16 protein-coding genes are annotated in these 26,228 nt (G+C 74.5%); 13 read left to right on the forward strand and 3 right to left on the reverse strand.

Annotation, left to right across the window (positions count from 1 at the left end; all coding sequences use genetic code 11):
* The first annotated feature begins 219 nt into the window (after positions 1–219).
* From ACZ7EC_RS21725 to ACZ7EC_RS21750, 6 genes are all read left to right on the forward strand, one after another.
* On the forward strand, positions 220–1,890 hold the full coding sequence (locus tag ACZ7EC_RS21725; protein WP_471064814.1) for a DUF3492 domain-containing protein: 1,671 nt from the start codon (positions 220–222) through the stop codon (positions 1,888–1,890).
* 560 nt (positions 1,891–2,450) lie between these two features.
* Positions 2,451–3,512: a hypothetical protein gene (locus ACZ7EC_RS21730; RefSeq protein WP_471064816.1), complete on the forward strand. Its 1,062-nt coding sequence runs from the start codon at positions 2,451–2,453 to the stop codon at positions 3,510–3,512.
* Positions 3,513–3,603: 91 nt separating this feature from the next.
* A complete protein-coding gene (locus ACZ7EC_RS21735; RefSeq protein WP_471064818.1) occupies positions 3,604–4,563 on the forward strand; it encodes an NAD-dependent epimerase/dehydratase family protein in 960 nt (319 codons plus the stop codon).
* Entirely contained in the window at positions 4,551–5,312 is a 762-nt protein-coding gene (locus ACZ7EC_RS21740; RefSeq protein WP_471064819.1) for a spherulation-specific family 4 protein, read from the forward strand. Before ACZ7EC_RS21735 ends, ACZ7EC_RS21740 begins: the two co-directional genes overlap by 13 nt.
* A 63-nt stretch (positions 5,313–5,375) precedes the next feature.
* A complete protein-coding gene (gene moeZ, locus ACZ7EC_RS21745) occupies positions 5,376–6,554 on the forward strand; it encodes an adenylyltransferase/sulfurtransferase MoeZ (RefSeq protein WP_471064821.1) in 1,179 nt (392 codons plus the stop codon).
* A gap of 190 nt (positions 6,555–6,744) precedes the next feature.
* The gene (locus ACZ7EC_RS21750; RefSeq protein ID WP_471064822.1) at positions 6,745–7,728 is read left to right on the forward strand and encodes an alpha/beta hydrolase; all 984 of its coding nucleotides are present in this window, start codon (positions 6,745–6,747) and stop codon (positions 7,726–7,728) included.
* 66 nt (positions 7,729–7,794) lie between these two features.
* Here the strand turns inward: ACZ7EC_RS21750 and ACZ7EC_RS21755 are convergent, their stop codons facing one another.
* Complete coding sequence (locus ACZ7EC_RS21755) at positions 7,795–9,384, reverse strand: alpha/beta hydrolase (RefSeq protein WP_471064824.1); 1,590 nt, start codon at positions 9,382–9,384, stop codon at positions 7,795–7,797.
* A 161-nt stretch (positions 9,385–9,545) separates the two neighbouring features.
* Positions 9,546–12,431 carry a lysylphosphatidylglycerol synthase transmembrane domain-containing protein gene (locus tag ACZ7EC_RS21760; RefSeq protein WP_471064826.1) on the reverse strand — a complete coding sequence of 962 codons (2,886 nt, stop codon included), beginning with the start codon at positions 12,429–12,431 and terminating at the stop codon, positions 9,546–9,548.
* Positions 12,432–12,617: 186 nt separating this feature from the next.
* On the opposite strand from ACZ7EC_RS21760, the gene ACZ7EC_RS21765 reads away from it, so the two are divergent.
* The 5 genes from ACZ7EC_RS21765 (at position 12,618) to nudC (ending at position 22,831) form a co-directional block, all read left to right on the forward strand.
* Positions 12,618–13,001: an MGMT family protein gene (locus tag ACZ7EC_RS21765; protein ID WP_471064828.1), complete on the forward strand. Its 384-nt coding sequence runs from the start codon at positions 12,618–12,620 to the stop codon at positions 12,999–13,001.
* A 206-nt stretch (positions 13,002–13,207) separates the two neighbouring features.
* Positions 13,208–16,630 (forward strand): ATP-dependent helicase, encoded by a 3,423-nt coding sequence (locus ACZ7EC_RS21770; protein ID WP_471064829.1) that lies wholly within the window; start codon positions 13,208–13,210, stop codon positions 16,628–16,630.
* A gap of 107 nt (positions 16,631–16,737) precedes the next feature.
* Positions 16,738–20,256 carry a UvrD-helicase domain-containing protein gene (locus ACZ7EC_RS21775; RefSeq protein WP_471064831.1) on the forward strand — a complete coding sequence of 1,173 codons (3,519 nt, stop codon included), beginning with the start codon at positions 16,738–16,740 and terminating at the stop codon, positions 20,254–20,256.
* A 47-nt stretch (positions 20,257–20,303) separates the two neighbouring features.
* The gene (locus ACZ7EC_RS21780) at positions 20,304–21,707 is read left to right on the forward strand and encodes a dipeptidase (RefSeq protein ID WP_471064833.1); all 1,404 of its coding nucleotides are present in this window, start codon (positions 20,304–20,306) and stop codon (positions 21,705–21,707) included.
* Positions 21,708–21,886: 179 nt separating this feature from the next.
* Complete coding sequence (nudC, locus tag ACZ7EC_RS21785) at positions 21,887–22,831, forward strand: NAD(+) diphosphatase (protein WP_471064834.1); 945 nt, start codon at positions 21,887–21,889, stop codon at positions 22,829–22,831.
* Positions 22,832–22,951: 120 nt separating this feature from the next.
* On the opposite strand, the gene ACZ7EC_RS21790 is transcribed toward nudC, so the two are convergent.
* Complete coding sequence (locus ACZ7EC_RS21790) at positions 22,952–23,194, reverse strand: mycoredoxin (protein WP_030338954.1); 243 nt, start codon at positions 23,192–23,194, stop codon at positions 22,952–22,954.
* Between the two features lie 286 nt (positions 23,195–23,480).
* Here ACZ7EC_RS21790 and ACZ7EC_RS21795 point away from each other — a divergent pair, with 286 nt between their 5' ends.
* Positions 23,481–25,688, forward strand: a complete 2,208-nt coding sequence (locus ACZ7EC_RS21795) for an ATP-dependent DNA helicase UvrD2 (protein ID WP_471064836.1) — start codon at positions 23,481–23,483, stop codon at positions 25,686–25,688.
* Positions 25,689–25,851: 163 nt separating this feature from the next.
* Complete coding sequence (locus tag ACZ7EC_RS21800) at positions 25,852–26,175, forward strand: hypothetical protein (protein ID WP_471064838.1); 324 nt, start codon at positions 25,852–25,854, stop codon at positions 26,173–26,175.
* The last annotated feature ends 53 nt before the right edge of the window (positions 26,176–26,228 follow it).

Below are 26,228 nucleotides of genomic sequence, written 5' to 3' on the forward strand. Positions count from 1 at the left end.
CCTCCTCTTCCATCCATCCCCCCCGCGCCGGTCCTCCCCCCCCCCCCCCCCGCTGAGCGCCAAAACAAAAAACCCGCCAAAGGCACCCCCCCCCTTGAACACGCCCTCCCCCGCGCCCCCCCCCCCCCCCCCGCCACCCTCTTGTCCGCTTACGTTCGTCCCGCTGTGAGCCGCCGGGACCAACGGCGGCCGACCAGGAGGAAGATCGGGGGTGCGCGCGTGCGCACGGGACTGCTGACCGAGGGCGGCTATCCCTTCGTGGGCGGCGACGCCGGCCTCTGGTGCGACCGGCTGGTGCGCGGGCTCGGGCAGCACGAGTTCGACCTCTACGCGCTCAGCCGCAGCAGGCGCCAGGAGGAACAGGGCCTGCTCCCGCTCCCGCCCCAGGTGACCCGCGTCCGTACGGCGCCGCTGTGGACGGCGGACGACGACGGCGGCCCGGTCGGGTACGGACGGCGCGCACGCCGGCGCTTCACCGAGCACTACGCCGAACTGACCGCCGCGGTGTGCACGGCGGCGGACGCCGGCCAAGGGGTCGCGGCCGGGGACCCCAGCGCCTCCGGTGCGGTGGCGGACCGTTTCGCCAACGCCCTGTACGGGCTCGCCGAACTCGCCCGCGATCAGGGCGGACTCGGCGCGGCGCTCCGCTCCGACCTCGGCGTGCGCACCCTGGAGCGCGCCTGCCGCGCGCCCGGTGCGCCGCGCACGGCGCGCGAGGCGCGCGTGGCCGACCTGCTCACCGTCACCGCTCACCTCGAACGCGCCCTGCGCCCGCTCTCCCTCGACTGGTACGGCGACGACGCGCTCGGCGCCGCCGACCTCTGCCACGCCACCTCCGGCGGCCCCGCCGCCCTGCCCGGACTGCTCGCCCGGCACTTCCACGGGGTGCCGCTGCTGGTCACCGAGTACGGCGTCCAGCTGCGCGCGCACTACCTCGACCGCGGACCCGGCACCGCGCCCGCCGTCCGCGCCCTGCTCGCCGCCTTCCACGGGCGGCTCGCCACCGAGATCTACCGCCGCGCGGAGATCCTCACACCGGGCAACGCGCACGCCCGCCGCTGGCAGGAGCGGTGCGGAGCGGACCGGGCCAGGATCCGCACCGTCTACCCCGGCATGGCGGCCGACGGCTTCACCGAGGCCGGCGAGTCCCCGGACCGCGCGGACCCGGACACCCTGGTCTGGGTCGGGCGCGTGGCACCCGCCAGGGACCTGGTCTCCCTGCTGCACGCCTTCGCCGAGGTGCGCAGGCGCGAGCCCGGCGCCCGGCTGCGGGTCGTCGGTTCGCCGGACGGACCCGAGGGAGCGGAGTACCTCGGGCACTGCCGGGCGCTCGCGGCCCAGCTCTTTCCGGACGAGGCGGAGGGGGCGCACGCGGTCGGCTGCAACCCGGTGTCCTTCGAGGAGATCGGCGGCCCGGACGCGCCCACGCTGCCCGAGGTGTACGCCGCCGGAGCCGTCGTCGTGCTCTCCAGCGTGGTGGAGGGGTTCCCGACCGGGCTCATCGAGGCCATGTTCTGCGGCCGGGCGACCGTTTCCACGGACGTCGGCGCGGTGGTGGAGGTCATCGGCGGTACGGGACTGGTCGTGCCCCCGCGCAATCCGCGGGCGCTCGCCGATGCGTGCGTGGCGCTGCTGCGCGACCCCGAGCGCCGTGCGCGCCTCGGTGCGGCCGCGCGGGCCCGCGCGCTGGAGCTGTTCACGGTCGAGCAGAACGTCGCGGCGTTTCACGGCATCTACCTGGAGATCGTCTCGCACTGCCCGGTCCGCCGCGACCTCCTCGACGCGTCCGGCGCGCCGCTGCCCTTCGCCGCCCCCGCCGAATCCCACGTCCCCGCCCACTGGCCCGCCACCCCCACCTGGGCCCTCCCCAGCACGGAGCCCGCCCGATGAGCGACACACCGAGAATGCCGAGCGGTGGGGTGCCGTGGGAGCCGGAACCCTCGACGGACCCGGACCGGCCGACGCCGGCTGGGAGGGGTCCGGCGGCGGGGGGCGGGGGGTGGACTGCGACCGGGCCGGTCCAGGAGCAGAGGGAGTGGGCCTCGGCCGGGTCCGGTTCGGGGGCGTTGCCCGTCAATTCCGTTCCTCACCTGCCCCGTTCGGGCGGAGCCTCAACTGCCGGGCGGCCGCGTGCGGGTGAGGTCTCCGTGAGTTGGCCGGATGTCTCGGAGCACCTGCCCGCCACGCTCGGCGCAGCGGAACTCACCGTCGATTCCCTTACCGAACAGCCGCTTTCGGCTCTGACTCTCCCTGCCGGGGGCGACGAACCCGCGAACCGGCGGGCCGGCGCGGTGGCCTCCAGGGCCGGGGTGTCCCTCTCCAAGGCGCGTGCCGGTGAGCCCCATACCGCCGCGGCCCAAGTCGATGGCCCACCCGCGAGCCCGCCGACCGGCCGATCCCCCCACCGCGGAGCCGCCCCCCGCCGCCCCTCCGGTGACCCCGTCAAGGCGTTGCTGCACCGGCACCGCGACCTGTGCGAGCGGGCCGTCGACGCGCTGGAGATCGCGGCGGGGCTGGAGGCGGAGGGAATCACCGACCGGACCGCGGCGCGGTTCCGGCACCGGGACGTCTTCTCGCTCGCGGAGGAGCTGTACGCGCGGGTGCCGCGCACCGGGGAGCCCCGGCGCGAGCCGGAGCCGCCGCTGCCGGTGCCCCGAGTCGGCGCGCAGTGGGCCCTGGCGAGCCTGCTGCCGGGACTCGCCGCGGCGGGCACCGTGGCCGGGACGCGGCTCACGCAGGGACAGCCACGGCTGCTCGTGGCCGTCGCCGGGATCGTCGCCGTAGCCCTCGCGACCCGCGCCGCCCTGCGCACCGGGCCCCTCGCCGCGCGCCGCGGACCCCATGGCCCGCGCCTCGCCGCGTGCACCCTCTGGCTGCTCGGCTACGCCCTGTTCGGCGACGGCCTGCTGCACAACGTGCTCACCGGCGGCCCCGACGCGCTGCCCGACGGCGCACCCGGCGGCCCCTGGCCCACCGCCACCGCGCCCGCGCTCGCCCTCGCCCTCTCCCTCGCGCCGGCCACCTGGTGCGCGCACCTCCTCACCGCGGGCGCCCGGCGCAGGCTCGCCGGCAGCCGGGGGCTCGGAGACTTCACGGCCGCCGCGCGACCCCTGCTGCTCGGCGCGTTCGCGCTGTTCCTCGGCGCGCTCGCCGCGCTGCTCCTGGCGTGCGGCAAGGCCCTCGGCGAACCCGCGGCCTGCCCGCAGGCGCTCACCCTCGGCGCCCTGCTCCTGCTCGCCCGCCTGCTCACCGCGCACCGGCACCGGCGCGCCCCCGCCCTCGTCCTCGGCGCCGCCGTGATCACGCAGGCGGCGGCCCTCGCGCTGCCCCTCGCCGGGCGGCTGCCATACCTGGGCTTCCTCGCGACGCCGGTCCGCACCCTCACGGACACCCTCGGCGAGCCCGCCGTACCGGCGCTCATCTGCGGCATCGCGGCGCTGACCCTGCTGCTGCACGCCGGCCGCACGCTCACCCGCGCCTCGGCCCACGCACCCACCGGAGCACCCGAGTAGGCGCCCTTCTGTGCCGTACCGAACCACCAGCACCACCCCTTGAAGGAGACCTCCAGATGTCCACCGAACCCCTCACCCAGGGAGCCGCCCGATGAGGGTCCTGCTGATCGGAGCCAATGGCTACCTCGGCCGGTCCGTGGCCGAGCGGCTGCTCGCCGACCCCGCCGTCCAGCTCACCGCGCTCGGGCGGGGCGACGACGCGGACGTCCGGTTCGACCTCGCCACCGGCAGTCCCGGCGCGCTCACCCGGTTCCTGGGGGCGGTGCACCCCGGCGTCGTCATCAACTGCGCCGGCGCCACCCGCGGCGGCGCCCGCGAGCTGACCCGGCACAACACCGTCGCCGTGGCCACCGTGTGCGAGGCCCTGCGGCGCAGCGGCTGCGGCGCGCGGCTCGTGCAGATCGGGTGCGGCGCGGAGTACGGGCCCAGCCAGCCCGGCTCGTCCACGGCCGAGGACGCCGTACCGCGGCCCGGCGGCCCGTACGGTGTCAGCAAGCTCGCCGCCACCGAACTCGTCCTCGGCTCCGGCCTGGACGCCGTGGTGCTGCGCGTCTTCTCGCCCTGCGGCCCCGGCACACCGGCCGGCTCCCCGCTCGGCCGGCTCGCCGAGGCGATGCGCCGCGCGATGCAGTCCGGCGACGGGGAGCTGAAGCTCGCCGGGCTCGGTGTGCAGCGCGACTTCGTGGACGTGCGCGACGTCGCCCGCGCCGTGCACGCCGCCTCGCTCTCCGCCGCGCAGGGCGTGATCAACATCGGGTCGGGCCGCGCCGTACGCCTCCGGGACGCCGCCGGGGTGCTCGCCCGCGTGGCCGGTTACGGCGGCGCGCTGCACGAACTCGACGCCCCGCCCGGCGCGCCGCGCGCCGCCCTCGGCCACCCCAGGGCCGAGGCGGAGCACGTGGCCCCCGCGGCCTTCCCCTACCCGGACGGCTGCGGCGGCTGGCAGCAGGCCGATGTGCGCACCGCTCGCGACCGGCTCGGCTGGCGCCCGCGGATCAACCTCGAAGAGTCCCTGGCCGACATCTGGATGGAGGCGGCATGCCGCATCTGACCGGGGGCGCGGCGGTCGGCGCCGGGGGCGCGACCGGCACCGCCGTACGCACCGCGCTCGGCGTCCCCGGCTTCGCCCACCCCCTGGTCGCCCCCGCCCAGTGGGCCGCGCTCGCCCGTCCCGGCATCCCGCTGGACTGGGTGGTGCTCGACGTGGCCGGCGGCCCCGGCGCCCGTCCCGACCCGCACTGCCTCCAGGCGGTGGACCCGCTGCACCAGGCGGGCGTCCGCGTCCTCGGCCGCCTCGACCTCGCGCAGGGCGCCCGCGCCCGCGCCGACCTGGTCGGCGACGCCCACCGCTACCTCGACTGGTACCGGGTCGACGGCTTCCTCCTCGACCACTGCCCCCTCGGCCGCGCCGAACTCGACGGGGTGCGCCGGGTGCTCGCGGACCTGCGGGCGGTCACCGGCACCGGCCACCTCGTCCTCGGTCACGGCGGCCATCCTCATCCGGGCTACGCCGACCACGCCGACCAGCTGGTGACCTTCTCGGGGTCCTGGTCCGACTACCGCTGGTCGCAGGTCGCGGAGTGGACGTCCGACCACCCGCCCGAGCGGTTCTGCCACGTCGTGCACGGTGTGCCGCGCGGGCACCTGGAGGAGGCGCTGCGCATCGCGCGCTGGCAGGGCGCGGCCACCATCTACTTCACGGACCGCACCCGAGGCCGGACCTCCGGAGAGCCCTGGGAGGCGATGCCCGGCTACTGGGACGAGATCGTCTCGCGCCTCGGAACAGGTGTCTCGGAATGAAGAAGGGCGTGGCAGTGTTACGGGGAGAACAAACGTAGTGATTGACCGACCAACGGAGTCCCCGTGTCGCTGCCACCCCTGGTCGAGCCGGCTGCCGAGCTCACCGTAGACGAGGTCCGCAGGTACTCCCGCCACCTGATCATCCCCGATGTGGGCATGGACGGGCAGAAGCGGCTGAAGAACGCCAAGGTGCTGTGCGTGGGCGCCGGCGGCCTCGGCTCGCCCGCGCTGATGTACCTGGCCGCGGCGGGCGTCGGCACGCTCGGCATCGTGGAGTTCGACGAGGTCGACGAGTCGAACCTCCAGCGCCAGATCATCCACAGCCAGTCCGACATCGGCCGCTCCAAGGCCGAGTCGGCGCGTGACACCGTCAAGGGCATCAACCCTTACGTCGACGTGGTCCTTCACGAGGAGCGGCTCGAAGCCGAGAACGTGATGGACATCTTCCGTCAGTACGACCTGATCGTGGACGGCACGGACAACTTCGCCACCCGCTACCTGGTCAACGACGCCTGCGTGCTGCTGAACAAGCCGTACGTCTGGGGTTCGATCTACCGCTTCGACGGCCAGGCCTCGGTCTTCTGGTCCGAGCACGGCCCCTGCTACCGCTGCCTCTACCCGGAGCCCCCGCCGCCGGGCATGGTCCCCTCCTGCGCCGAGGGCGGCGTGCTCGGTGTGCTGTGCGCGTCGATCGGCTCCATCCAGGTCAACGAGGCCATCAAGCTGCTCGCGGGCATCGGCGAGCCGCTGGTCGGCCGGCTGATGATCTACGACGCCCTGGAGATGCAGTACCGCCAGGTCAAGGTCCGCAAGGACCCGAACTGCGCGGTGTGCGGCGAGAACCCGACCGTCACCGAGCTCATCGACTACGAGGCCTTCTGCGGTGTCGTCTCCGAGGAGGCGCAGGAGGCGGCGGCCGGTTCGACGATCACTCCCAAGCAGCTCAAGGAGTGGATCGACGACGGCGAGAACATCGAGATCATCGACGTCCGCGAGCCGAACGAGTACGAGATCGTCTCCATTCCGGGCGCCCGGCTGATCCCGAAGAACGAGTTCCTCATGGGCACCGCCCTGGAGTCGCTGCCCCAGGACAAGAAGATCGTCTTGCACTGCAAGACGGGTGTCCGCAGTGCGGAAGTCCTCGCGGTGCTGAAGTCCGCGGGCTTCTCCGACGCCGTGCATGTCGGCGGCGGCGTCATCGGCTGGGTCAACCAGATCGAACCGCACAAGCCGGTCTACTGACCGACCTCCGCTGAAAGCCCGTGGCCCTGAACCGAGTTCAGGGCCACGGGCTTTTTTCGCCGCCTCGGACCCGCCCGCGCTAGATGGTCGTGCACAACTCAGTTGTGCGCAATCTAATTGGGTGTTACCTTCCTTTGCGTATCCGTCGCCCGGCCGATCCGGCCGCCGGCCCGACACCCAGGAGCTCCTCATGTCCGAGATGTTCGAGACGTCCGAGACCACCGCCCGCCCGGTGCTGGAGCCGGCCGCCGCCGCCTTCGCCGAGGCCACCGCCAACCCGCCGTACCTCTTCGACCTCGGCCCGGTCGAGGGCCGCAAGGCCGTCGACGAGGTGCAGTCCGGGCAGAGCGGGAAGCTGCCCGTCGACGAGGAGTGGGTGAACGTGCAGGGCGGGCCCACCGGCTCCGTCCGCGCCCGCATCGTCCGCCCGGCCGGGGCCACCGGCACCCTCCCGGTGATCGTCTACATCCACGGCGCCGGCTGGGTGTTCGGCAACGCCCACACCCACGACCGCCTGGTCCGCGAACTGGCCGTCGGCGCCCGCGCGGCCGTCGTCTTCCCCGAGTACGACCTCTCGCCCGAGGCCCGCTACCCGGTCGCCATCGAGCAGAACTACGCCGTCGCCCAGTGGGTCGTCCGCGAGGGCGCCGCGCGCGGCCTGGACGCCGCCCGGATCGCGGTCGCGGGCGACTCCGTCGGCGGCAACATGTCGGCGGCGCTCACCTTGATGGCCAAGGAGCGCGGCGACGTCCCGCTGGTCCAGCAGGTGCTGTTCTACCCGGTCACCGACGCGTCCTTCGACACCCCGTCGTACCACCAGTTCGCCGAGGGCTACTTCCTGCGCCGCGACGCCATGCAGTGGTTCTGGGACCAGTACACGACCGACGAGAAGCAGCGCGCCGAGATCACCGCGTCGCCGCTGCGCGCCACCACCGAGCAGCTCACCGGGCTGCCCCCGGCGCTGGTCATCACCGGCGAGGCCGATGTGCTGCGGGACGAGGGCGAGGCGTACGCCGCCCGGCTGCGGGCCGCCGGGGTGCCGGTGACCGCCGTGCGCTACCAGGGCGTCATCCACGACTTCGTGATGCTCGACGCGCTGCGCGGGACCCGCGCCGCCGACGCCGCCATCGCCCAGGCGGTCGCCGTGCTGCGCGGCGCGCTCGGCACGGTCTGAGCCGGCGGGGACGCATACGGCGGCCGGCCCGGAAGGGTTTCCCCTCCGGGCCGGCTCGCGCGCGGCTCAGGCGCAGACCGCGCCCGCCTTCGGGATCGTCCCGTTGAGCAGGTACGCGTTCACCTTGCTCTGCACGCACGGGTCCTTGCTGTCGTACGCCCCGTGCCCCTGGCCCTTGAACGTCAGCTGGACGCCGACGCCCTTGCCGAGGGCCTCCGCCATCCGCCGCGCGCCCTCGTAGGGGGTGGCCGGGTCGCCCGTGTTGCCGACGACCAGGATCGGCGCCGCGCCGGGGGCGCTGACATCGGGGTGGTCGGCGGCGCCGGGCACGGCCCAGTCGGTGCAGCCGATCATGCCCCAGGCCAGGAAGTCCCCGAACAGCGGCGAGGCGGCGCGGAACTCGGGGAGCGCGCGCTGGACGTCGGCGACGGTGTAACGGGGCTTCTCGTCCGCGCAGTTGATCGCCACGTTGGCCGGCGTGATGTTGCTGTAGTGGCCGTTCTCGTCGCGGCCGTTCATCGCGTCGGACAGCACCATCAGCACCTTGCCGTCACCGTCGTACGCCTGCTCCAGGCCCTCGGTGAGGTACTCCCAGAAGTCCTTGGAGTACAGGGACTGCGCGATGCCGCTGGTCGCCGCGGTCTGGGTGAGCAGGCGCGGGGCGATACCCGGAATGGGCTTCTTGTCCAGGTCGGACAAGAGCTTCGCGATGCGGTTCTCGACGTCCTGCCGGGTGTCCCCGATCGGGCAGCCCTCCGGCTTGGAGACGCAGTCCTCGGCGAAGTTGCCGAGCGCGAGCTGGAAGCCCTTCGCCTGGCCGAGCGCGCTCTGCTCGGGGTCCTGGGTCGGGTCCACCACCCCGTCGAACACCGCCCGCCCGACGTGCGTGGGGAACAAGTGGGCGTAGACACCGCCGAGTTGGGTGCCGTACGAGATGCCGAAGTAGTGCAGCTTGCGGTCGCCGAGCACCCGCCGCATCAGGTCGATGTCGCGGGCCGCGTCGGTGGTGCGCACATGCGGCAGCACCTGCCCGGAGTCGCGCTCGCAGCCCGCGTTGAAGTTCCGGGTGCGCTGGACGAGCCGGCTGCGCTCGGTCGCGTTGTCCGGGGTCGCGTCCTGCTGGAAGAACGTGTCGAGCTGGGCGTCCGTCCTGCACGTGACCGGCGCGCTGCGGCCCACCCCGCGCGGATCGAAGCTGACCAGGTCGTAGCGGGTGCGCAGGGACGCGTAGTCCTGGGCGAAGGCGGGCAGCGCGGTGACGCCGCTGCCGCCGGGCCCGCCGAAGTTGAAGATGAGCGAGCCGATCCGCTCGCTCGCGGGTCCGCTGGCCCTGGCCCGGATCAGGGCGATGCCGATGGTGGTCCCCTGCGGCCTGCTCCAGTCCAGGGGTGCCCGCAGGGTGGCGCATTCCCAGGTGGTGCCGTTCGGCAGCGGGGAGGGCGCGCCCCCGCCGCCCTCCGCCTCGCTCGGCGCCGGGCAGGCCGTCCAGTCCAGCGTCTGCGTCGTGAGGGACGTCAGGGACGCGCCGGTGCCGGTGCGGACATCGTCGTCACCGCAGCCCGCCACCAGAGCGGCCAGCAGCACGGCGGCCGTCGTCAGGGCGGTGGTGCGCGGCCAGGGGGGAGCGGCGGCTCGCAGCCGGGAGGGAAAGGCCATGTCCCCATCCTGCGGGCGCGCACGCCGGGCCGCGCGGGGCGCGGGCCGTACGAGGTACGGCGCTCCCGCGCACGCCCCCGCGACGGTCTGCACCCTCAGGCCCCGCGACGGTCGACGCGCGCACGCCCCCGCGGCGGGGCGGTCCGGGGGCGCCCGGTGACCTACAGGGCTCCCTTACGGGTCAGGTGGTTGAACGCCAGCCACCCCGGCAGCACCGGCAGCCACAGCGTCATCAGCCGGAACAGCAGGACGGCGGGGGCCGCGACCTCCTTGGGCAGGCCGAAGGCGATCAGGCCGAGGGTGAGGCTGGCCTCGACCGCGCCCACGCCGCCGGGGGTGGGCGCCGCCGAGCCGAGCGCGTTGCCGGCGAGGAAGACGACCGCGACGCTGGCGATGCTCAGCGAGGTGGTGCCGTCGCCGAAGGCCCGCACGGAGGCGTCGAGGCACATGACGAAGCAGGCGGTCAGCAGCAGCATGCCGCCGATGCCGGTGACCAGCTTCTGCGGCCGCTGGAGCACGTCGAGCATGCGCGGCACGACGCCGGCGAACAGCGACCTGACGCGGGTGACCACGAACTTCCGCAGGAACGGCACCGAGGTCACCACCAGCACCAGCACCGCGACCGTCAGCAGACCCGCGATGACAGTCCGGGACGGCGACAGCGTCGGCGTCTTCTCGGTGCCGGTCAGATAACCGAAGGACAGCAGCATCAGGATGTGGCAGCCGAGCCCGAACAGCTGGGAGGCGCCGACACTCGCCACCGCGAGCCCCGGCCGCACCCCCGCGCGCTGGAGGAAGCGCGTGTTCAGCGCCACCCCGCCGACCGCGGCCGGCGCCACGATCTTCACGAAGGACCCGGCCACCTGAGCCGCCACCGTCCGCGGGAACGGCACCCGCTCGGGCACGAACCCCAGCAGCGCCATCGCCGCCGCCACATAGCTGACCGCCGAGAACAGCGCCGCCGCGATCACCCAGCCCCACTGGGCCTGCGCGAACAGGGTGCCGAACTGGATGTGGGTGAGCTGTGTCAGCAGGAAGTACGCGCCGATCGCGCCGGCGATGAAGCTGATCAGCGTGCGCGGACGCACCCGCTCCAGACGGGCCGGCTGCACCGGCGCCTGCGGCCGGATGCGCAGCACCTGGTGCCGGATCTGGGTGAGCAGATCCTCCTCGCGGGCCTCCTCTATGGCCTCGTCGATCGCCCGCCGCTCGGCCCGCTGCTCCGCTCGTACGACCTTCTTGTCGGACTTGTCGAGTCTGTGGAGCCTGTCGAGCTGCTCGTCGGTGTCCGCGTCCTCGGCGAGGGTGGTCCCGTTCGCCGCTGCGGCCTCCCGCAGCCGGGCCAGCTTGGCCTGCCGGGACGCCTCCAGGACCGCCTCCCGCTCCCGCTCGGCACGCTCCCGGCCCAGTCGGCGCAGGGTGTTGCGGGTGGAGCGGGTGAGCGCGATCGGCTGGAGCATCGGCAGACAGTCGGCCACCGTGTCCGGCCCGAGCACCTCGACCGCCGAGGCCACCGCGCGCTCGGCGCCGACCCGCAGGCCCAGCGTGGTCAGCAGCTGGGCCACGTCCATCCGCAGCAGCAGCTCACCGGCCGCGATCTCGCCGCCGCGCAGCTCGGTGAGGACCACCTCGCCGGAGTCGCGCACCAGGATCGCGTCCCCGGCCAGCCTGCGGTGCGCGATGCGCCGCGACTGGAGCGCGCGCACCTGCGACCAGGTGTCGCGCAGCAGCTCGTCGGTGATCTCCTCGTCCGCCAGCGCGTCCAGGGTGCGTCCGCCGGTGTGCTCGTAGACCAGCATCACCGCGTCCGGGCCCAGCTCCGAGGTGGCGATCAGCTTCGGCGCGTTGGCGCCCGCCGCGATCGCCGCGTAGGCCAGCAGCGCCTCCTGCTCCAGCGCCTGGCGCAGCGACTGGAGGCTGGAGCGAGTGGCGAAGCCGCGCAGGGTGAGGTTGCGCCAGGCCCGGTAGAAGAAGCCCTGGGCCTGCTGTTCCCGGTCCACGACGGTGACGTCCAGCGGCGGGCCGTCCTCCAGGGTGACGAAGTAGCGCCGGCCCCGGTCGCCGTTCTCGCTCTCCACGACCTCCTCGCGGGCCGCGCCGACCGGGCGGAAGCCGACGTGGCGGAGTCCGGCCATCAGGGTCTGGCCGGTGGGGCGGACATTGGGGGAGCCGACCGCGTACAGCGTGCCGTACGCCACCGACCAGCCGATCAGCACCGTCAGGACGATGGAGAAGGCGGTCGTGTAGCCGGTGACCAGCATGGAGAAGGCGTCGAGCAGCAGCACGATCCACAGCACCGAGCGCCAGCGGGGCCGGCGGGACATGCCGACGGCCGTCATATAGGCGATCACGGGCGCCAGATAGCCGTGCACCGGGTCGGTCAGGGCGTGCACGTCGACCGGCGAGGGCTGGGTCAGGGCGTCCTGGATCGAGCCCGGCGCGGCCCGCGCGACCCACAGGTCGGTGGCGAGCGTCACCCCGTGCGCCAGGACGGCGGCGAGGACGCCGTCGGCGATGCGCAGCCCGTCGCGTTTGACCAGCCGCTCGATCGCGAAGGCGACCGGGACCAGCAGGATCGCGATGCTGGAGGCCAGCCCCGCGAATCTGATCAGCAGATCGGGGGCCTGTCCGGTGCCCTTGTTGATGTCCTGTTCGAGGCCCGAGGTGGTGCCGTGCGCGAACGCGGCGACCGCGAGCAGCACCGCGATGGCGAGCAGCCCGACCAGGAGCCGCATCAGATCCGAGGGCCGGTGCACCCGCGCGGGGAGCAGCGGCTCGTCGCCCTCCACGGGGTCCGGGTGGTCGGCGTGCGGTTCCGCGTGCGGATCGCCGTCGTCTGCGTCGCCTCCGGAGCCGCTCCGGTCGGCCGGCGGGTTGTGCGGGATGTGCGCCCCCTCGGTGCGTTCCGCCTCGGTGCGTTCCGTGTCCGCGGGGTGCGGATCCCGGTGGGCGTCCTGGCCGCCCTGGCCCGTGCGGCCGGTGTCCGGGCGTGCGCCGGCGTCAGGGGTGCCCGAGCCGCCCTCGGGGTGCACTCCCTGCTGATTCATGGTCTCTTCTTGGTCTCGTATCACCGGTCACCGCCCGCACGATGGTGGCATGCCCCACCGACACAGGGGGGCGCCAGGGTGCGGATGCGCGGTCGCACAGTCTGCCGGAAGCGCCGTCCGGGGGCGAGGGGAGCGAGCGCCGCACCGCGCTCCGCGATGTCGGCGGGGTGCGGCAGGATGGGGCGAATGAGCGAGCAGAGCCCCGGCGCGGAGCCCCGCGAGACGTCCCCGGCCGACCTGCCCGAGTACGCCGAGCGGGTCCTGGAGGTCGCCGAGCTGATCCCGCCGGGACGGGTCATGACGTACGGCGACGTCGCCGAGTGGCTGGAGGAGGGCGGCCCGCGCCAGGTCGGCCGGGTGATGTCCCTGTACGGCGGCGCGGTGCCGTGGTGGCGCGTCGTGCGGTCCGACGGGGCGCTGCTGCCGGGTCACGAGCTGAGCGCGCTCGCGCACTACCGCGCCGAGGGCACACCGCTGCGCGAGGCGGGCAGGAGCGCCGGGGGCCACCTGCCGCGGCTCGACATGCGGCGGGCCCGGTGGGACGGAGGTGCGGACACGGGTCACACCTGACAGCTTCCGCCATAGGGGGCGGTCGGCGGCAACCTGTGGCCCGTACGGGTGATGGCCGGGACATCCGTGGCATGCCGTACGTTCGGGAGTCGGCGGTATCGCGCCGGCGGGCCGTGCGCACCTCACCCGGAGCACACCACCCCGCGCGCGTGACCGCCCGCCCGCCCGCACCACCAGCAGTACGACCACCAGGACCGGCCAACCACGTGAGCTCCTCTTCCTCCACCGGACACCCGCCGCACCCCGAGGCGCGGCGGGGGAGCCGTGGCGCTTACCGCCTGGTCCGTACCCCGGCGGCCCGCACGGCTCCTCCTGTTCTGGACGCCGCCCAGCGCGCCGTGGTTGACCACCGCTCCGGTCCCCTGCTCGTGCTCGCGGGACCGGGCACCGGCAAGACGACGACCCTGGTCGAGTCGGTGGCCGCGCGGATCGCCCGCGGCGCCGACCCGGACCGCGTCCTGGTGCTCACGTTCAGCCGCCGGGCCGCCGTCGACCTGCGCGACCGGATGGCCCTGCGCATCGGCGCGGCCCGCGCCCCGCGCGCGACCACGTTCCACTCGTACAGCTACGCCCTGGTCCGCGCGCACCAGGACAGCGGGCTGTTCGTGGAGCCGCTGCGGCTGCTCTCCGGGCCCGAGCAGGACGTCACCGTCCGCGAGCTGCTGGCCGGGCAGCCCGAGCTGGAGCGGCTGGGGCTGACCCATGTGCGCTGGCCGGACGAGCTGCGCGCCTGCCTGACCACGCGCGGCTTCGCCGACGAGGTCCGCGCCGTCCTCGCCCGCAGCCGCGAGCTGGGCCTCGCGCCAGGCGCCCTGGACGCCTTCGCCCGGCGCATCGGCCGCCCCGACTGGCGCGCGGCCGCCGCCTTCCTCGCCGAGTACCTGGACGTGCTCGACCTCCAGGGCGTGATCGACTACGCCGAGCTGGTGCACCGCGCAGTCCTGCTCGCCCGCCGCCCGGAGGTCGCCGCGGACCTCGCCGCCCAGTACGACGCCGTGTACGTGGACGAGTACCAGGACACCGACCCCGCCCAGGTGCGACTCCTGCACGCCCTGGCCGGCGGCGGCCGCACCCTGGTCGCGCTCGGCGACCCCGACCAGTCGATCTACACCTTCCGGGGCGCCGACGTGAACGGCATCCTCGACTTCCCGCAGTCCTTCCCGCGCGCCGACGGCACACCGGCGCCCGTGCACGTGCTGCGCACCAACCGGCGCTCCGGCGCGAAGCTGCTGGCCGCGACCCGGCTGATCACCCAGCGCATGCCGCTGCCCCGGCTGCCCGCCGACAAGGTGCGCGCCCACCGGGAGCCGGCCGCGGTGCGCGACGGCGGCCGGGTCGAGGTCTGCACGTACCCGACGCCGGGCACCGAGCTGGACAACATCGCGGACATCCTGCGCCGCGCCCACCTGGAGGACGGCCTGCCCTGGCGCGAGATGGCCGTCCTGGTCCGCGCCGGCGCCCGCTCCCTGCCGGCCCTGCGCCGCGCGCTGACCGCCGCGGGCGTCCCCCTGGACATCGACGGCGACGACCTCCCGCTGCGCCACGAACCGGCGGTCGCCCCCCTGCTGACGGCCCTGCGCGCGGTGGCGACGGCGGAGGCGCGGGGACGGGGCGCGGACGGTCGGCAGGTGGCGGCGGACCGGGGAACCGACGGCCGGGACCTGGACGCGGAGGGGCTCGCCCCGGACTCGCCCGACTCGCCGGAACCCGCGGGGGAGAGGCCGCCGGATTCCCCGGATGCCGCGGCACAGGCCCCCTGGCTCGACACCGAGACCGCGCTCACCCTGCTCGCCTCGCCGCTCGCCGGGATGGACGCCGCCGACCTGCGCCGCCTGGGCCGGGCGTTGCGGGAGGAGGAGCGGGCCGGCGGGAACATGGTGCCGCCGCCCTCGGACGAGCTGCTCACACGGGCGCTCGCCGAGCCGGAGCGGCTGGCGGTGCACGATCCGGCGTACGCCCGCGGCGCACAGCGGCTCGGCGCACTCCTGCGCACGGCCCGCGAGCGCCTCGCGAACGGCGGCACCGCCGAGGAGGCGCTGTGGGACCTGTGGAACGGCACCCCCTGGCCCGGCCGCCTGGAGCGCGCCGCCCGCCGCGGCGGCGCGGCCGGCCGCAACGCCGACCGGGACCTGGACGCCGTATGCGCCCTGTTCGCCACCGCCGCGCGCGCCGAGGAGCGCACCGGCGGCCGCGGCGCCCTGAACTTCCTGGCCGAGATCGAGGCCGAGGACATCGCCGCCGACACGCTGACCCGCCGTGCCGTACGGCCCGACGCCGTCCGCTTGATGACCGCGCACCGCGCCAAGGGCCTGGAGTGGCGCCTGGTCGTCGTCGCCGGTGTCCAGGAGGGCCTGTGGCCGGACCTCAGGCGCCGGGGCTCGCTCCTGGAGGCCGACCGCATCGGCCGCGACGGACTCGCCGAACCGCTGACTCCGGGCGCGCTGCTCGCCGAGGAGCGCAGGCTGTTCTACGCCGCCGCCACCCGCGCGCGCGACCGCCTGGTCGTCACCGCCGTGAAGGCGCCCGCCGAGGACGGCGACCAGCCGTCCCGTTTCCTGACCGAGCTGGGCGTCGAGCCGCGGGACGTCACCGGTCGGCCCCGCCGCCCGCTGGCCGTCGCCGCGCTGGTCGCCGAGTTGCGCGCCACCACCGTCGACCCGGACGCCTCTCCCGCCCTGCGCGAGGCCGCCGCCCGCCGCCTGGCCCGGCTCGCCGCGCTCACCGACGAGGACGACCGTCCCCTCGTGCCGGCCGCGCACCCCTCCCGCTGGTGGGGGATGTTCGAGCCGACCGCGAGCAAGGTGCCGCTGCGCCACCGCGACCAGCCCGTCGTGCTCTCCGGCAGCGCCCTCGACCAGCTCGCCAACACCTGCGCCCTCCAGTGGTTCCTGGGCCGCGAGGTGAAGGCCGACGCGCCCGCCACCACCGCCCAGGGCTTCGGCAATGTCGTGCACGTCCTCGCCGACGAGGTCGCCTCCGGGCGTACCCCGGCCGACCTGGACGTCCTCATGGAGCGCCTGGACTCGGTGTGGAACGCGCTCGCCTTCGACGCGCCCTGGAAGTCACGCCAGGAGAAGGACAACGCCCGCGCGGCACTCGAACGCTTCCTCAACTGGCATGTGATGAACCGCGCCACCCGCACCTCCGTCGCCAGCGAGCAGGACTTCGACGTCACCCTGGAGGCCGGCGACTACCAGGTGCGCATCCGCGGCCAGATGGACCGGGTGGAGACGGACGCCGAGGGCCGCGCCTACGTGGTCGACTTCAAGACCGGCAAGCAGGCGCCCACCGCGCGCGAGGTGGAGCGCCATCCCCAGCTCGCCGTCTACCAGCTCGCCATCCGCGAGGGCGCCGTGGACGCCGCCTGCGACGGCGCGCGCCCCGAGCCCGGCGGCGCCGAACTGGTGCACCTGCGACAGGGCGCCGCCAAGCGCGACGGCGGCGAGACCCTGCCCAGGGTGCAGACCCAGGAGCCGCTCACGGGGGAGTGGGTCGGCGAACTGCTGGCCACCGCCGCCGGAAAGGTCCTGGACGAGCGGTTCGGCCCGAGCGCCGGCCAGCACTGCGCCCACTGCGCCTTCCGCGCCTCGTGCAGCGCACGCCCGGAGGGGCGGCACGTGGTGGAGTGACGTACGGCACCCCGCGCATCCCTCCCGACGCTCCTGACCTGCGCCGATCCCCGCGCCGACGAGCGGCGCGCACGGGATTGTCAGTGCCCCCCGCTACCTTTTTGGACATGCCCGCCCCTCTCACCGATCCCGAGCAGCTCAAGGAGCTCCTCGGCATCCCCTTCACCCCGGAGCAGACGGCCTGCATCACCGCGCCGCCCGCCCCGCAGGTGATCGTGGCCGGTGCGGGGTCGGGCAAGACGACCGTGATGGCGGCCCGCGTGGTCTGGCTGGTCGGCACCGGACAGGTCGCCCCCGAGCAGGTCCTCGGGCTGACCTTCACCAACAAGGCCGCGGGCGAGCTGGCCGAACGCGTCCGCAAGGCCCTGGTCAAGGCGGGCGTCACCGACCCGGATGCGATCGACCCGGACAACCCGCCGGGCGAGCCGGTCATCTCCACGTACCACTCCTTCGCCGGCCGCCTCCTCACCGACCACGGCCTGCGCATCGGCCTGGAGCCCGCCTCCCGCCTCCTCGCCGACGCCACCCGCTACCAGCTCGCCGCCCGTGTGCTGCGCGAGGCCCCCGGCCCCTACCCGGCCCTCACCCGCTCCTTCGCCGATCTTGTCGGCGACCTGCTCGCCCTCGACTCCGAACTCTCCGAACACCTGGTGGAGCCGGGGACACTGCGCTCCTGGGACGCGGAGCTGCTGCGCACCCTCGGCGGCGCCAAGCTCGGCAACGCCGACCTGCGCAAGGTCCCCGAGACCGCGACCGCCCGCCGCGAACTCGCCGAACTGGTCCAGCGCTACCGGGCCGCCAAACGCGAACGCGACCTGCTCGACTTCGGCGACCAGATCGCCCTGTCCGCCCGCCTCGCGGCGCTGCCCGAGGTGGGCCGCCTGCTGCGCGAGGAGTTCCGGGTGGTCCTCCTGGACGAGTACCAGGACACCTCCGTCGCCCAGCGCGTCCTGCTCGCGGGCCTGTTCGGCGCCGGCACCGGCCACCCGGTGACCGCCGTCGGCGACCCCTGCCAGGCCATCTACGGCTGGCGCGGCGCCTCCGTCGCCAACCTGGACGACTTCCCCGACCACTTCCGCCGCGCCGACGGGCGCCCCGCCACCCGCCAGGCGCTCAGCGAGAACCGCCGCAGCGGCGGCCGCCTCCTCGACCTCGCCAACGGACTCGCCGCCCCGCTGCGCGCCCTGCACGCGGGCGTCGAGGCCCTGCGCCCGGCCCCCGGCGCCGAGCGCGACGGCCTGGTCCGCTGCGCCCTGCTGCCCACCCACGCCGAGGAACTGGACTGGCTCGCCGACTCCGTCGCCCACCTCGTGCGCACCGGCACCGCGCCCGGCGAGATCGCCGTCCTGTGCCGTACGGCCGCCGACTTCGCCGCGATCCAGGGCGCCCTCGTCGCCCGCGAGGTCCCCGTCGAGGTGGTCGGCCTGTCCGGGCTGCTGCACCTGCCCGAGGTCGCCGACCTGGTCGCCGTCTGCGAAGTCCTCCAGGACCCCGGCGCCAACGCGAGCCTGGTACGGCTGCTGACCGGCCCCCGCTGGCGCATCGGCCCCCGCGACCTGGCCCTGCTCGGCCGCCGCGCCCGCCTGCTCGTCGCCCACGCGGGCGCCGGTGACACCGACGACCCGGACCGCCGGCTCGCCGCCGCGGTGGAGGGCACCGACCCGGCCGAGGTGATATCGCTCGCCGACGCCCTGGACACCTTCCTGGACGCCCGCGGCGGCGACGAGGACGGGCTGCCGTTCTCCCCGGACGCCCGCGTGCGCTTCGCCCGCCTCGCCGGCGAACTGCGCGACCTGCGCCGCGCGTTGTCCGACCCGCTGATGGACGTCCTGCACCGCGTCCTCGCCGTCACCGGCCTGGAGGTGGAGCTGTCGGCGTCCCCCGGCGCGCTGGCCGCCCGCCGCCGCGAGACCCTCGCCAACTTCCTCGACGTCGCCGCCGCCTTCGCCGCGGGCGACGGCGAGGCCACCCTGCTCGCCTTCCTGGGCTTCCTGCGCACCGCCGCCCAGTACGAGAAGGGGCTGGACAACGCCCTGCCCGGCGGCGAGAACACCGTCAAGGTGCTCACCGCGCACAAATCCAAGGGCCTGGAGTGGGACGTCGTGGCGGTGCCGGGACTGGTCACCGGCACCTTCCCCAGCGCCAGGGGCCGCGACAAGTGGACCGCACAGGCCAAGGTGCTGCCGCACGCCCTGCGCGGGGACGCCGCCACCCTGCCCGACGTCGACGGCTGGGACGCGCGCGGCATGAAGGCGTTCCACGAGGCCGTGAAGGAGCACCAGCACACCGAGGAACTCCGCCTCGGCTACGTCACCTTCACCCGCCCCCGCTCTCTCCTGCTCGGCTCCGGCCACTGGTGGGGGCCCAGCCAGAAGAAGAAGCGCGGGCCCTCCGACTTCCTCCAGGCCCTGTACGCGCACTGCGCCGCCGGGTACGGCGAGATCGAGGTCTGGGCCGAGGAACCCGCCGACGACGAGGAGAACCCGGCCCTCCACCAGGCCGACGCCGACCTGGCCTGGCCGCTGCCCCTGGACGCCGGCGCCTTCGCCCGCCGCCGCGCCGCGGCCGAGACGGTCCTCGCCCACCTCGACGCCCTCCAGACCCCCGGCCCCGCCCCCGCCGACCCGGCCGCCGCCGAGGACCCGGACTGGCCGCCCCCGCCGGAGGAGCCGCCGTACGACGAGGCGTACGAAGAACCGCCGTACGACGAGGTTCCGCTCCACGGGGAGCCGCCGTACGAAGACCCGTACGACGCCGAGCCGCCGTACGAAGACCCGTACGACGCCGAGCCGCACCACGCGCCCCCCGCCGGCGACCCGTACGCCGACGCCGCCCCCGTCATCCCCCACCAGGCCCCCGCCCCCGCCGTCGCGGACCCCCGCCCGGCCCTCACCCCGGAGGAATCCCGGCTGATCGCCTCCTGGGACCGCGATCTGGACGCGCTCGCCGGGGAGCTGCTGCTCGCCCGCCGTGCCGTCACCGACGTACCCCTGCCCGCGACCCTGACCGCCACCCAGTTGCTGCGCCTGGCCGAGGACCCGGACGGGCTCGCACAGGAGCTCGCGCGCCCCATGCCGCGCCCCCCGCAGCCCGCCGCACGCCGGGGCACCCGCTTCCACGCCTGGGTGGAATCGCGTTACGAGGAGCTGGCGCTGCCCCTGCTGGAACCCGACGAGCTGCCCGGCACCGACGCCGAGATCGCCGACGAACAGGACCTGGAGGCGCTCAAGGCGGCCTTCGAGCGCACCGAGTACGCCCGGCGCACGCCGTACCGGGTCGAGGAGCCGGTCCAGCTCGTCCTCGCCGGGCGCGTCGTCCGCGGCCGGATCGACGCCGTCTACCGGGAGGGCGAGGGCGCGGCGGCGACGTACGAGATCGTGGACTGGAAGACCGGCCGGGAGCACACCGCCGACCCGCTCCAGCTCGCCGTGTACCGGCTGGCCTGGGCCGAACAGCAGGGCGTCCCGCTCGACGCGGTCACCGCCACCTTCCTGTACGTGCGCACCGGGGAGGCCGTACGCCCCCCGGACCTGCCGGACCGGGCCGCGCTGGAAACGCTGCTCACCGGCGGCTCCACGGCAGCAGGCGGCGAGGACGACGTGACCCAGCGCGCCCCCCGAGTGTGACGAACCGCCCGCCGAGGACCGGGGCGCGGGCCGATAGGCTCGTGAGCATGAGCCAGACCCCGGACAGCGCCGTCCGCACGTACATCGAGCAGCACCGCGCCGCCTTCCTCGACGACCTCGCCGCATGGCTGCGCATCCCCTCCGTGTCGGCCCAGCCCGACCACGCGCCCGATGTGCGGCGCAGCGCCGACTGGCTGGCCGGGAAGCTGACCGAGACCGGCTTCCCGACCGTCGAGGTCTGGCCCACCGCGGGCGCCCCGGCCGTCTTCGCCGAGTGGCCCTCCGGCGACCCCGCCGCGCCGACCGTGCTGGTCTACGGCCACCATGACGTGCAGCCCGCCGCCCGCGAGGACGGCTGGGACAGCGAGCCCTTCGAGCCCGTCGTCCGCGGCGACCGCCTCTACGCGCGCGGTGCCGCCGACGACAAGGGCCAGGTCTTCTTCCACACCCTCGGCGTCCGCGCCCACCTCGCCGCCACCGGCCGCACCGCCCCCGCGGTCAACCTCAAGCTGCTCGTCGAGGGCGAGGAGGAGTCCGGCTCGCCGCACTTCCGGGCCCTGGTGGAGGAGCGGGCCGGGCGCCTGGCGGCCGATGCCGTGATCGTCTCCGACACCGGCATGTGGGCCGAGGACACCCCGACGGTGTGCACCGGCATGCGCGGCCTCGCCGAGTGCGAGATCCGGCTGTACGGCCCCGACCAGGACATCCACTCCGGTTCCTTCGGCGGCGCCGTGCCCAACCCGGCCACCGCCGTCGCCCGCCTGGTCGCCGCCCTGCACGACGAGCGGGGGCAGGTGGCCGTCCCCGGCTTCTACGACGGTGTCGTGGAGCTGACCGACCGCGAGCGCGAACTCTTCGCCGAGCTGCCCTTCGACGAGGAGCGCTGGCTGCGCACCGCCAAGTCCCGCGCGACCGCGGGCGAGGCCGGGCACACCACCCTGGAGCGCGTCTGGGCCCGGCCGACCGCCGAGGTCAACGGCATCGGCGGCGGCTACCAGGGCCCTGGCAGCAAGACGATCATCCCGTCCTCCGCGCTGGTGAAGCTGTCCTTCCGGCTGGTCGCGGGCCAGGACCCCGACCACGTCGAGAAGGCCGTCCGCGCCTGGGCCGCCGAGCAGGTGCCCGCCGGGATCCGCTGCGAGATCGAGTTCGGGTCGGCCACCCGCCCCTGCCTGACCCCGCTCGACCACCCGGCCCTGAAGTCCGTCGCCCGCGCCATGGGCCGCGCCTTCGAGGGCCCGGTCCGCTTCACCCGCGAGGGCGGCTCCGGACCCGCCGCCGACCTCCAGGAGGTCCTCGGCACCCCCGTACTCTTCCTGGGGATCTCCGTCCCCTCCGACGGCTGGCACGCGCCCAACGAGAAGGTGGAGCTCACCCTCCTCCTCAAGGGCGTCGAGACCAGCGCCTACCTGTGGGCCGACCTGGCCGAGAACTGGCGGCCCACGCCCTGACCAGCACCGCCGTGGGAAAAGGCGCCACGGGCGCGAGGCACACTGGAGACACCGCCCCGCCCGCGCCCGACCCGGTGCGTTCCGCCGTACGCCACGCAGTCCCGTCGTACGCCGTGTTACGTCCGCCCGAACCGCCCGCCGAACCGAGAACCGCCGTACTGGGGGAGTTGGAAGCACCCGTGACCACCTGGACCGACGACACAGCCGACCGACCCATCTCGCTGACCGCCACCGGCGGCATCGACCGCGCCGCCCACCACCGGCTGGACGAGGCCTGGCTCGCGGCGGCGTGGAGCCACCCCTCGACCCGCTGTTTCGTGGTCTCCGGCGGCCAGGTGCTCGTCGACGAGACGGCCGACGGCCGCACCGAACTCGTGATGACCCCCTCTTTCGAGGCCCCGCTCACCGAGGCGCACCGCTACTTCCTCGGCATCGACGAGGAGGGCGTCGCCTACTTCGCGCTCCAGAAGGACGCGCTGCCCGGCCGCATCGACCAGTCCGCGCGCCCGGCGGGCCTGCGCGAGGCGGGCCTGCTGCTGTCCCCGCGCGACACCGCGCTCATGGTGCACGCGGTCGGCCTGGAGAACTGGCAGCGCACCCACCGCTTCTGCTCCCGCTGCGGCGAGCGGACCGTGATCGCCGCGGCCGGGCACATCCGCCGCTGCCAGGCCTGCGGCGCCGAGCACTACCCGCGCACCGACCCCGCCGTGATCATGGCCGTGACCGACGCGGAGGACCGGATCCTGCTCGGCCGCCAGGTGCACTGGCCGGAGGGCCGCTTCTCCACGCTGGCCGGCTTCGTGGAGCCCGGCGAGTCCATCGAGCACGCGGTGCGCCGCGAGGTCGCCGAGGAGGTCGGCGTCACCGTCGGCGGCGTCGAGTACGTGGCGAGCCAGCCCTGGCCCTTCCCGTCCAGCCTGATGCTCGGCTTCATGGCGCGCGCCACCACCACCGAGATCAACGTCGACGGCGACGAAATCTCCGAAGCCCGCTGGTTCTCCCGCCAGGAACTGCACGAGGCCTTCGAGTCCGGCACCGTGCTGCCGCCCTTCGGCATCTCCATCGCCGCCCGCCTGATCGAGATGTGGTACGGCAAGCCGCTGCCGACGCGCAGCTTCGTCTGAGCGACTCCGGGCGGGCGTCCACCACCGGGCCGTGCCGGCCGCCGTACCGCCAGGCAAACGGAACGGCGGTTCCCGAGGCCACTGTGGCCTCGGGAACCGCCGTCCGCCCGCTCGCGCGCGTTACGCCGCGAGCTTCTGCTTGACCTGGGCCAGCGAGGGGTTCGTCAGCGTGCTGCCGTCCGCGAAAAGCACGGTCGGGACCGTCTGGTTTCCGCCATTCGCCTTCTCCACGAAGGCCGCCGACTCGGGGTCCTGCTCGATGTTGATCTCGGTGTAGGCGATGCCCTCGCGGTCCATCTGGCTCTTGAGCCGACGGCAGTACCCGCACCACGTCGTGCTGTACATCGTCACAGTGCCCTGCATGTCTCTCGCGCTCCTCAGGCAGCTCGGTAAAGGTCGTCCGGGGGGAGAACGCGGGGGAGCGCTCCGCCATTCCCGCCGGGGGTACGGCGGGGGCGGGCCGGTTCGCGCCGGGGGTGTGCGGCCTCCACCTGCGCGTTCTGGCAAGGGAACAGATGCCCGGCCCCGGACCCGCCCGCCGTGACACGGTCCGCATGAGGCCCTGACACCGGACGCGTTAGTACGACTATGAGGTCCCGCCTGTGGACAACCGCCGCGGCCGTCCCGCGCGACCTGGCAGCATGGCTGTGTGACAGCAGCAACGCACTCCACCCTCCTCCCGCAGGTACCGGACGTCCCGGACTCGGCCGACGCGGTGCTCGAAGGGCTCGACCCCGAGCAGCGCGAAGTGGCCACCACGCTGCGCGGCCCGGTGTGCGTGCTGGCCGGCGCGGGCACCGGCAAGACCCGCGCGATCACCCACCGCATCGCCTACGGGGTGCGCTCCGGCATCCTCCAGCCCGCCAGCGTGCTCGCCGTCACCTTCACCAACCGCGCCGCCGGCGAGATGCGCGGCCGGCTGCGCCAGCTCGGCGCCCAGGGCGTCCAGGCCCGCACCTTCCACTCCGCGGCCCTGCGCCAGCTCCAGTACTTCTGGCCGAAAGCCGTCGGTGGCAGCCTGCCCCGGCTGGTCGACCGCAAGGTGCAGCTCGTCGCCGACGCGGCCGCCCGCCTCGGCACCCGGCTCGACCGCGGCGAGCTGCGCGATGTCACCGCCGAGATCGAATGGTGCAAGGTCACCCAGACCATCCCCGCCGACTATCCGTACACGGCCGCGAAGGCCGGCCGCGAGGCCCCCCGCGACCCCACCGAGATCGCCCACCTGTACGCGGCGTACGAGGACCTCAAACGCGAGCGCGCGGTGATCGACTTCGAGGACGTCCTGCTGCTCACCGTCGCCGTCCTCCAGGACCGCCAGGACATCGCCGAACAGGTGCGCGCCCAGTACCAGCACTTCGTGGTCGACGAGTACCAGGACGTCAGCCCCCTCCAGCAGCGCCTGCTGGAGCTCTGGCTCGGCGACCGCGACGACCTGTGCGTGGTCGGCGACGCCAGCCAGACCATCTATTCGTTCACCGGAGCAACGCCGGACCATCTGCTCGACTTCCGCACCCGCCACCCCGGCGCCACCGTCGTCAAGCTCGTCCGCGACTACCGCTCCACCCCCCAGGTCGTCCGCCTCGCCAACGGCCTGCTCGCCCAGGCCCGCGGCCGCGCCGCCGACCACCGGCTGGAACTCGTCTCCCAGCGCCCCTCCGGCCCCGAACCCGGCTACACCGAGTACACCGACGAGCCCGCCGAGGCCGAGGGTGCCGCCCGCCGCATCCGCGAGCTGATCGACGCCGGCGTCCCCGCCGCCGAGATCGCCATCCTGTTCCGCACCAACTCCCAGTCCGAGACCTACGAGCAGGCACTCGCCGACGCGGGCGTCCCCTACCAGCTGCGCGGCGCCGAGCGCTTCTTCGACCGGCCCGAGGTGCGCAAGGCCGGCGTCGCGCTGCGCGGTGCCGCCCGCTTCGGGGGCAACGACTCCCTCCTGGACGACGTCGTGGACCTGCCCTCCCAGGTGCGCGCCGTGCTGTCCGGCGAGGGCGGCTGGACCCCCGAGCCCCCGGCCGGCTCCGGTGCCGTCAGAGAGCGCTGGGAATCCCTCGCCGCCCTGGTCGGCCTCGCCCAGGACCTCGCCGCCGCCCGCCCCGGCGCCACCCTCGCCGACTTCGTCGCCGAACTGGACGAGCGGGCGGGCGCCCAGCACGCCCCCACCGTCCAGGGCGTCACCCTCGCCTCCCTGCACGCGGCCAAGGGCCTGGAATGGGACGTCGTCTTCCTGGTGGGCGTCGCCGAGGGCATGCTGCCCATCAGCTACGCCAGGACCGACGAGCAGATCGAGGAGGAGCGCCGCCTCCTGTACGTCGGCGTCACCCGCGCCCGCGAGCGCCTGCACCTCTCCTGGTCGCTCACCCGCTCACCCGGCGGCCGCCACAACCGCAAGCCCAGCCGCTTCCTCGACGGGCTGCGCCCCGGCACCACCCCCACCGCCGGCCGCAGCGCCGGGTCGGCCGGGGGCGTCGAGCGCGGCATCCGGGGCGCGGACACCGCCGCGGTGCCCCGGCGCGCCCAGCGCAGCCCGGCCCGCTGCCGGGTCTGCGGCCGCACCCTCACCGACGCCGGCGAGATGAAGCTGATGCGCTGCGAGGACTGCCCCTCCGACATGGACGAGGGGCTGTACGAGCGGTTGCGTGCCTGGCGCGCGGTCCAGGCCGCCGACAGCGGGCAGCCGGACTTCTGCGTCTTCACCGACCGCACGCTGATGGCCATCGCCGAGGCCCGCCCGGACAGCGCCGCCGAACTCTCCCGCATCCCCGGCGTCCTCAGCCGCAAGCTGCGCAGCTACGGAGCCGAAGTCCTGGCCATCTGCGCAGGTCAGGAGCTTGATGGCGAGATCGCGGCAGACTGATGCGAACTCGTCGCAAAAATAGTTTGCGCATGCGCCGGGAATCCCCATAGGTTCTAGGCACGGAAGCAGCGGCCTTCTCCAAGGCCCGCTCTCCGTGATGTACTTGCATATACGAAACGGACCGGTCCACCGGTCCCTGAGACGCCGAGAGGAGGCGAGTCCAGTGATCAGCATCAACGTCAGCGACATCCGCACGGCCAAACTGACCGATCGCTCGGCCGTCTCCCTGTGCCTGCTCGGCGCCCTCGACCGGGGCACCGGTCTGTCCGGCATCCGTGCCGCGCGCCCGGCGTCCTCCCTGCCCGTCGCGGGCCTTCCCGTCCGCGACGAGCGCAATGAGCGACCGACCAAGGCACTGGGAGCAGTAGAGGCGCAGGCGACTGCCTATGCCTTTACGGCGACTGGTGCCGGATTCCGGAAGCAGACGACGCAGCACCACCAGATGTGGGCCTTCCGTGGGCCAAAACCCTGGAGTTATCCAGCCTGATTCGCTCAGGCCGGCGCCTTCAGGGCCGCGGAACCCCATCCGGGATCCGCGGC

This window comes from Streptomyces sp. NPDC037203, from assembly GCF_055605065.1.

What these genes read in the sequence shown, in the direction of transcription:
- ACZ7EC_RS21735 (WP_471064818.1), top strand. Translation starts at nt 3,604, where the DNA reads ATGAGGGTCCTGCTGATCGGAGCCAATGGCTACCTCGGCCGGTCCGTG.
- ACZ7EC_RS21790 (WP_030338954.1), bottom strand. Translation starts at nt 23,194, where the DNA reads ATGCAGGGCACTGTGACGATGTACAGCACGACGTGGTGCGGGTACTGC.
- ACZ7EC_RS21755 (WP_471064824.1), bottom strand. Translation starts at nt 9,384, where the DNA reads ATGGCCTTTCCCTCCCGGCTGCGAGCCGCCGCTCCCCCCTGGCCGCGC.
- ACZ7EC_RS21765 (WP_471064828.1), top strand. Translation starts at nt 12,618, where the DNA reads ATGAGCGAGCAGAGCCCCGGCGCGGAGCCCCGCGAGACGTCCCCGGCC.
- ACZ7EC_RS21760 (WP_471064826.1), bottom strand. Translation starts at nt 12,431, where the DNA reads ATGAATCAGCAGGGAGTGCACCCCGAGGGCGGCTCGGGCACCCCTGAC.
- ACZ7EC_RS21780 (WP_471064833.1), top strand. Translation starts at nt 20,304, where the DNA reads ATGAGCCAGACCCCGGACAGCGCCGTCCGCACGTACATCGAGCAGCAC.
- ACZ7EC_RS21740 (WP_471064819.1), top strand. Translation starts at nt 4,551, where the DNA reads ATGCCGCATCTGACCGGGGGCGCGGCGGTCGGCGCCGGGGGCGCGACC.
- ACZ7EC_RS21775 (WP_471064831.1), top strand. Translation starts at nt 16,738, where the DNA reads ATGCCCGCCCCTCTCACCGATCCCGAGCAGCTCAAGGAGCTCCTCGGC.
- ACZ7EC_RS21750 (WP_471064822.1), top strand. Translation starts at nt 6,745, where the DNA reads ATGTCCGAGATGTTCGAGACGTCCGAGACCACCGCCCGCCCGGTGCTG.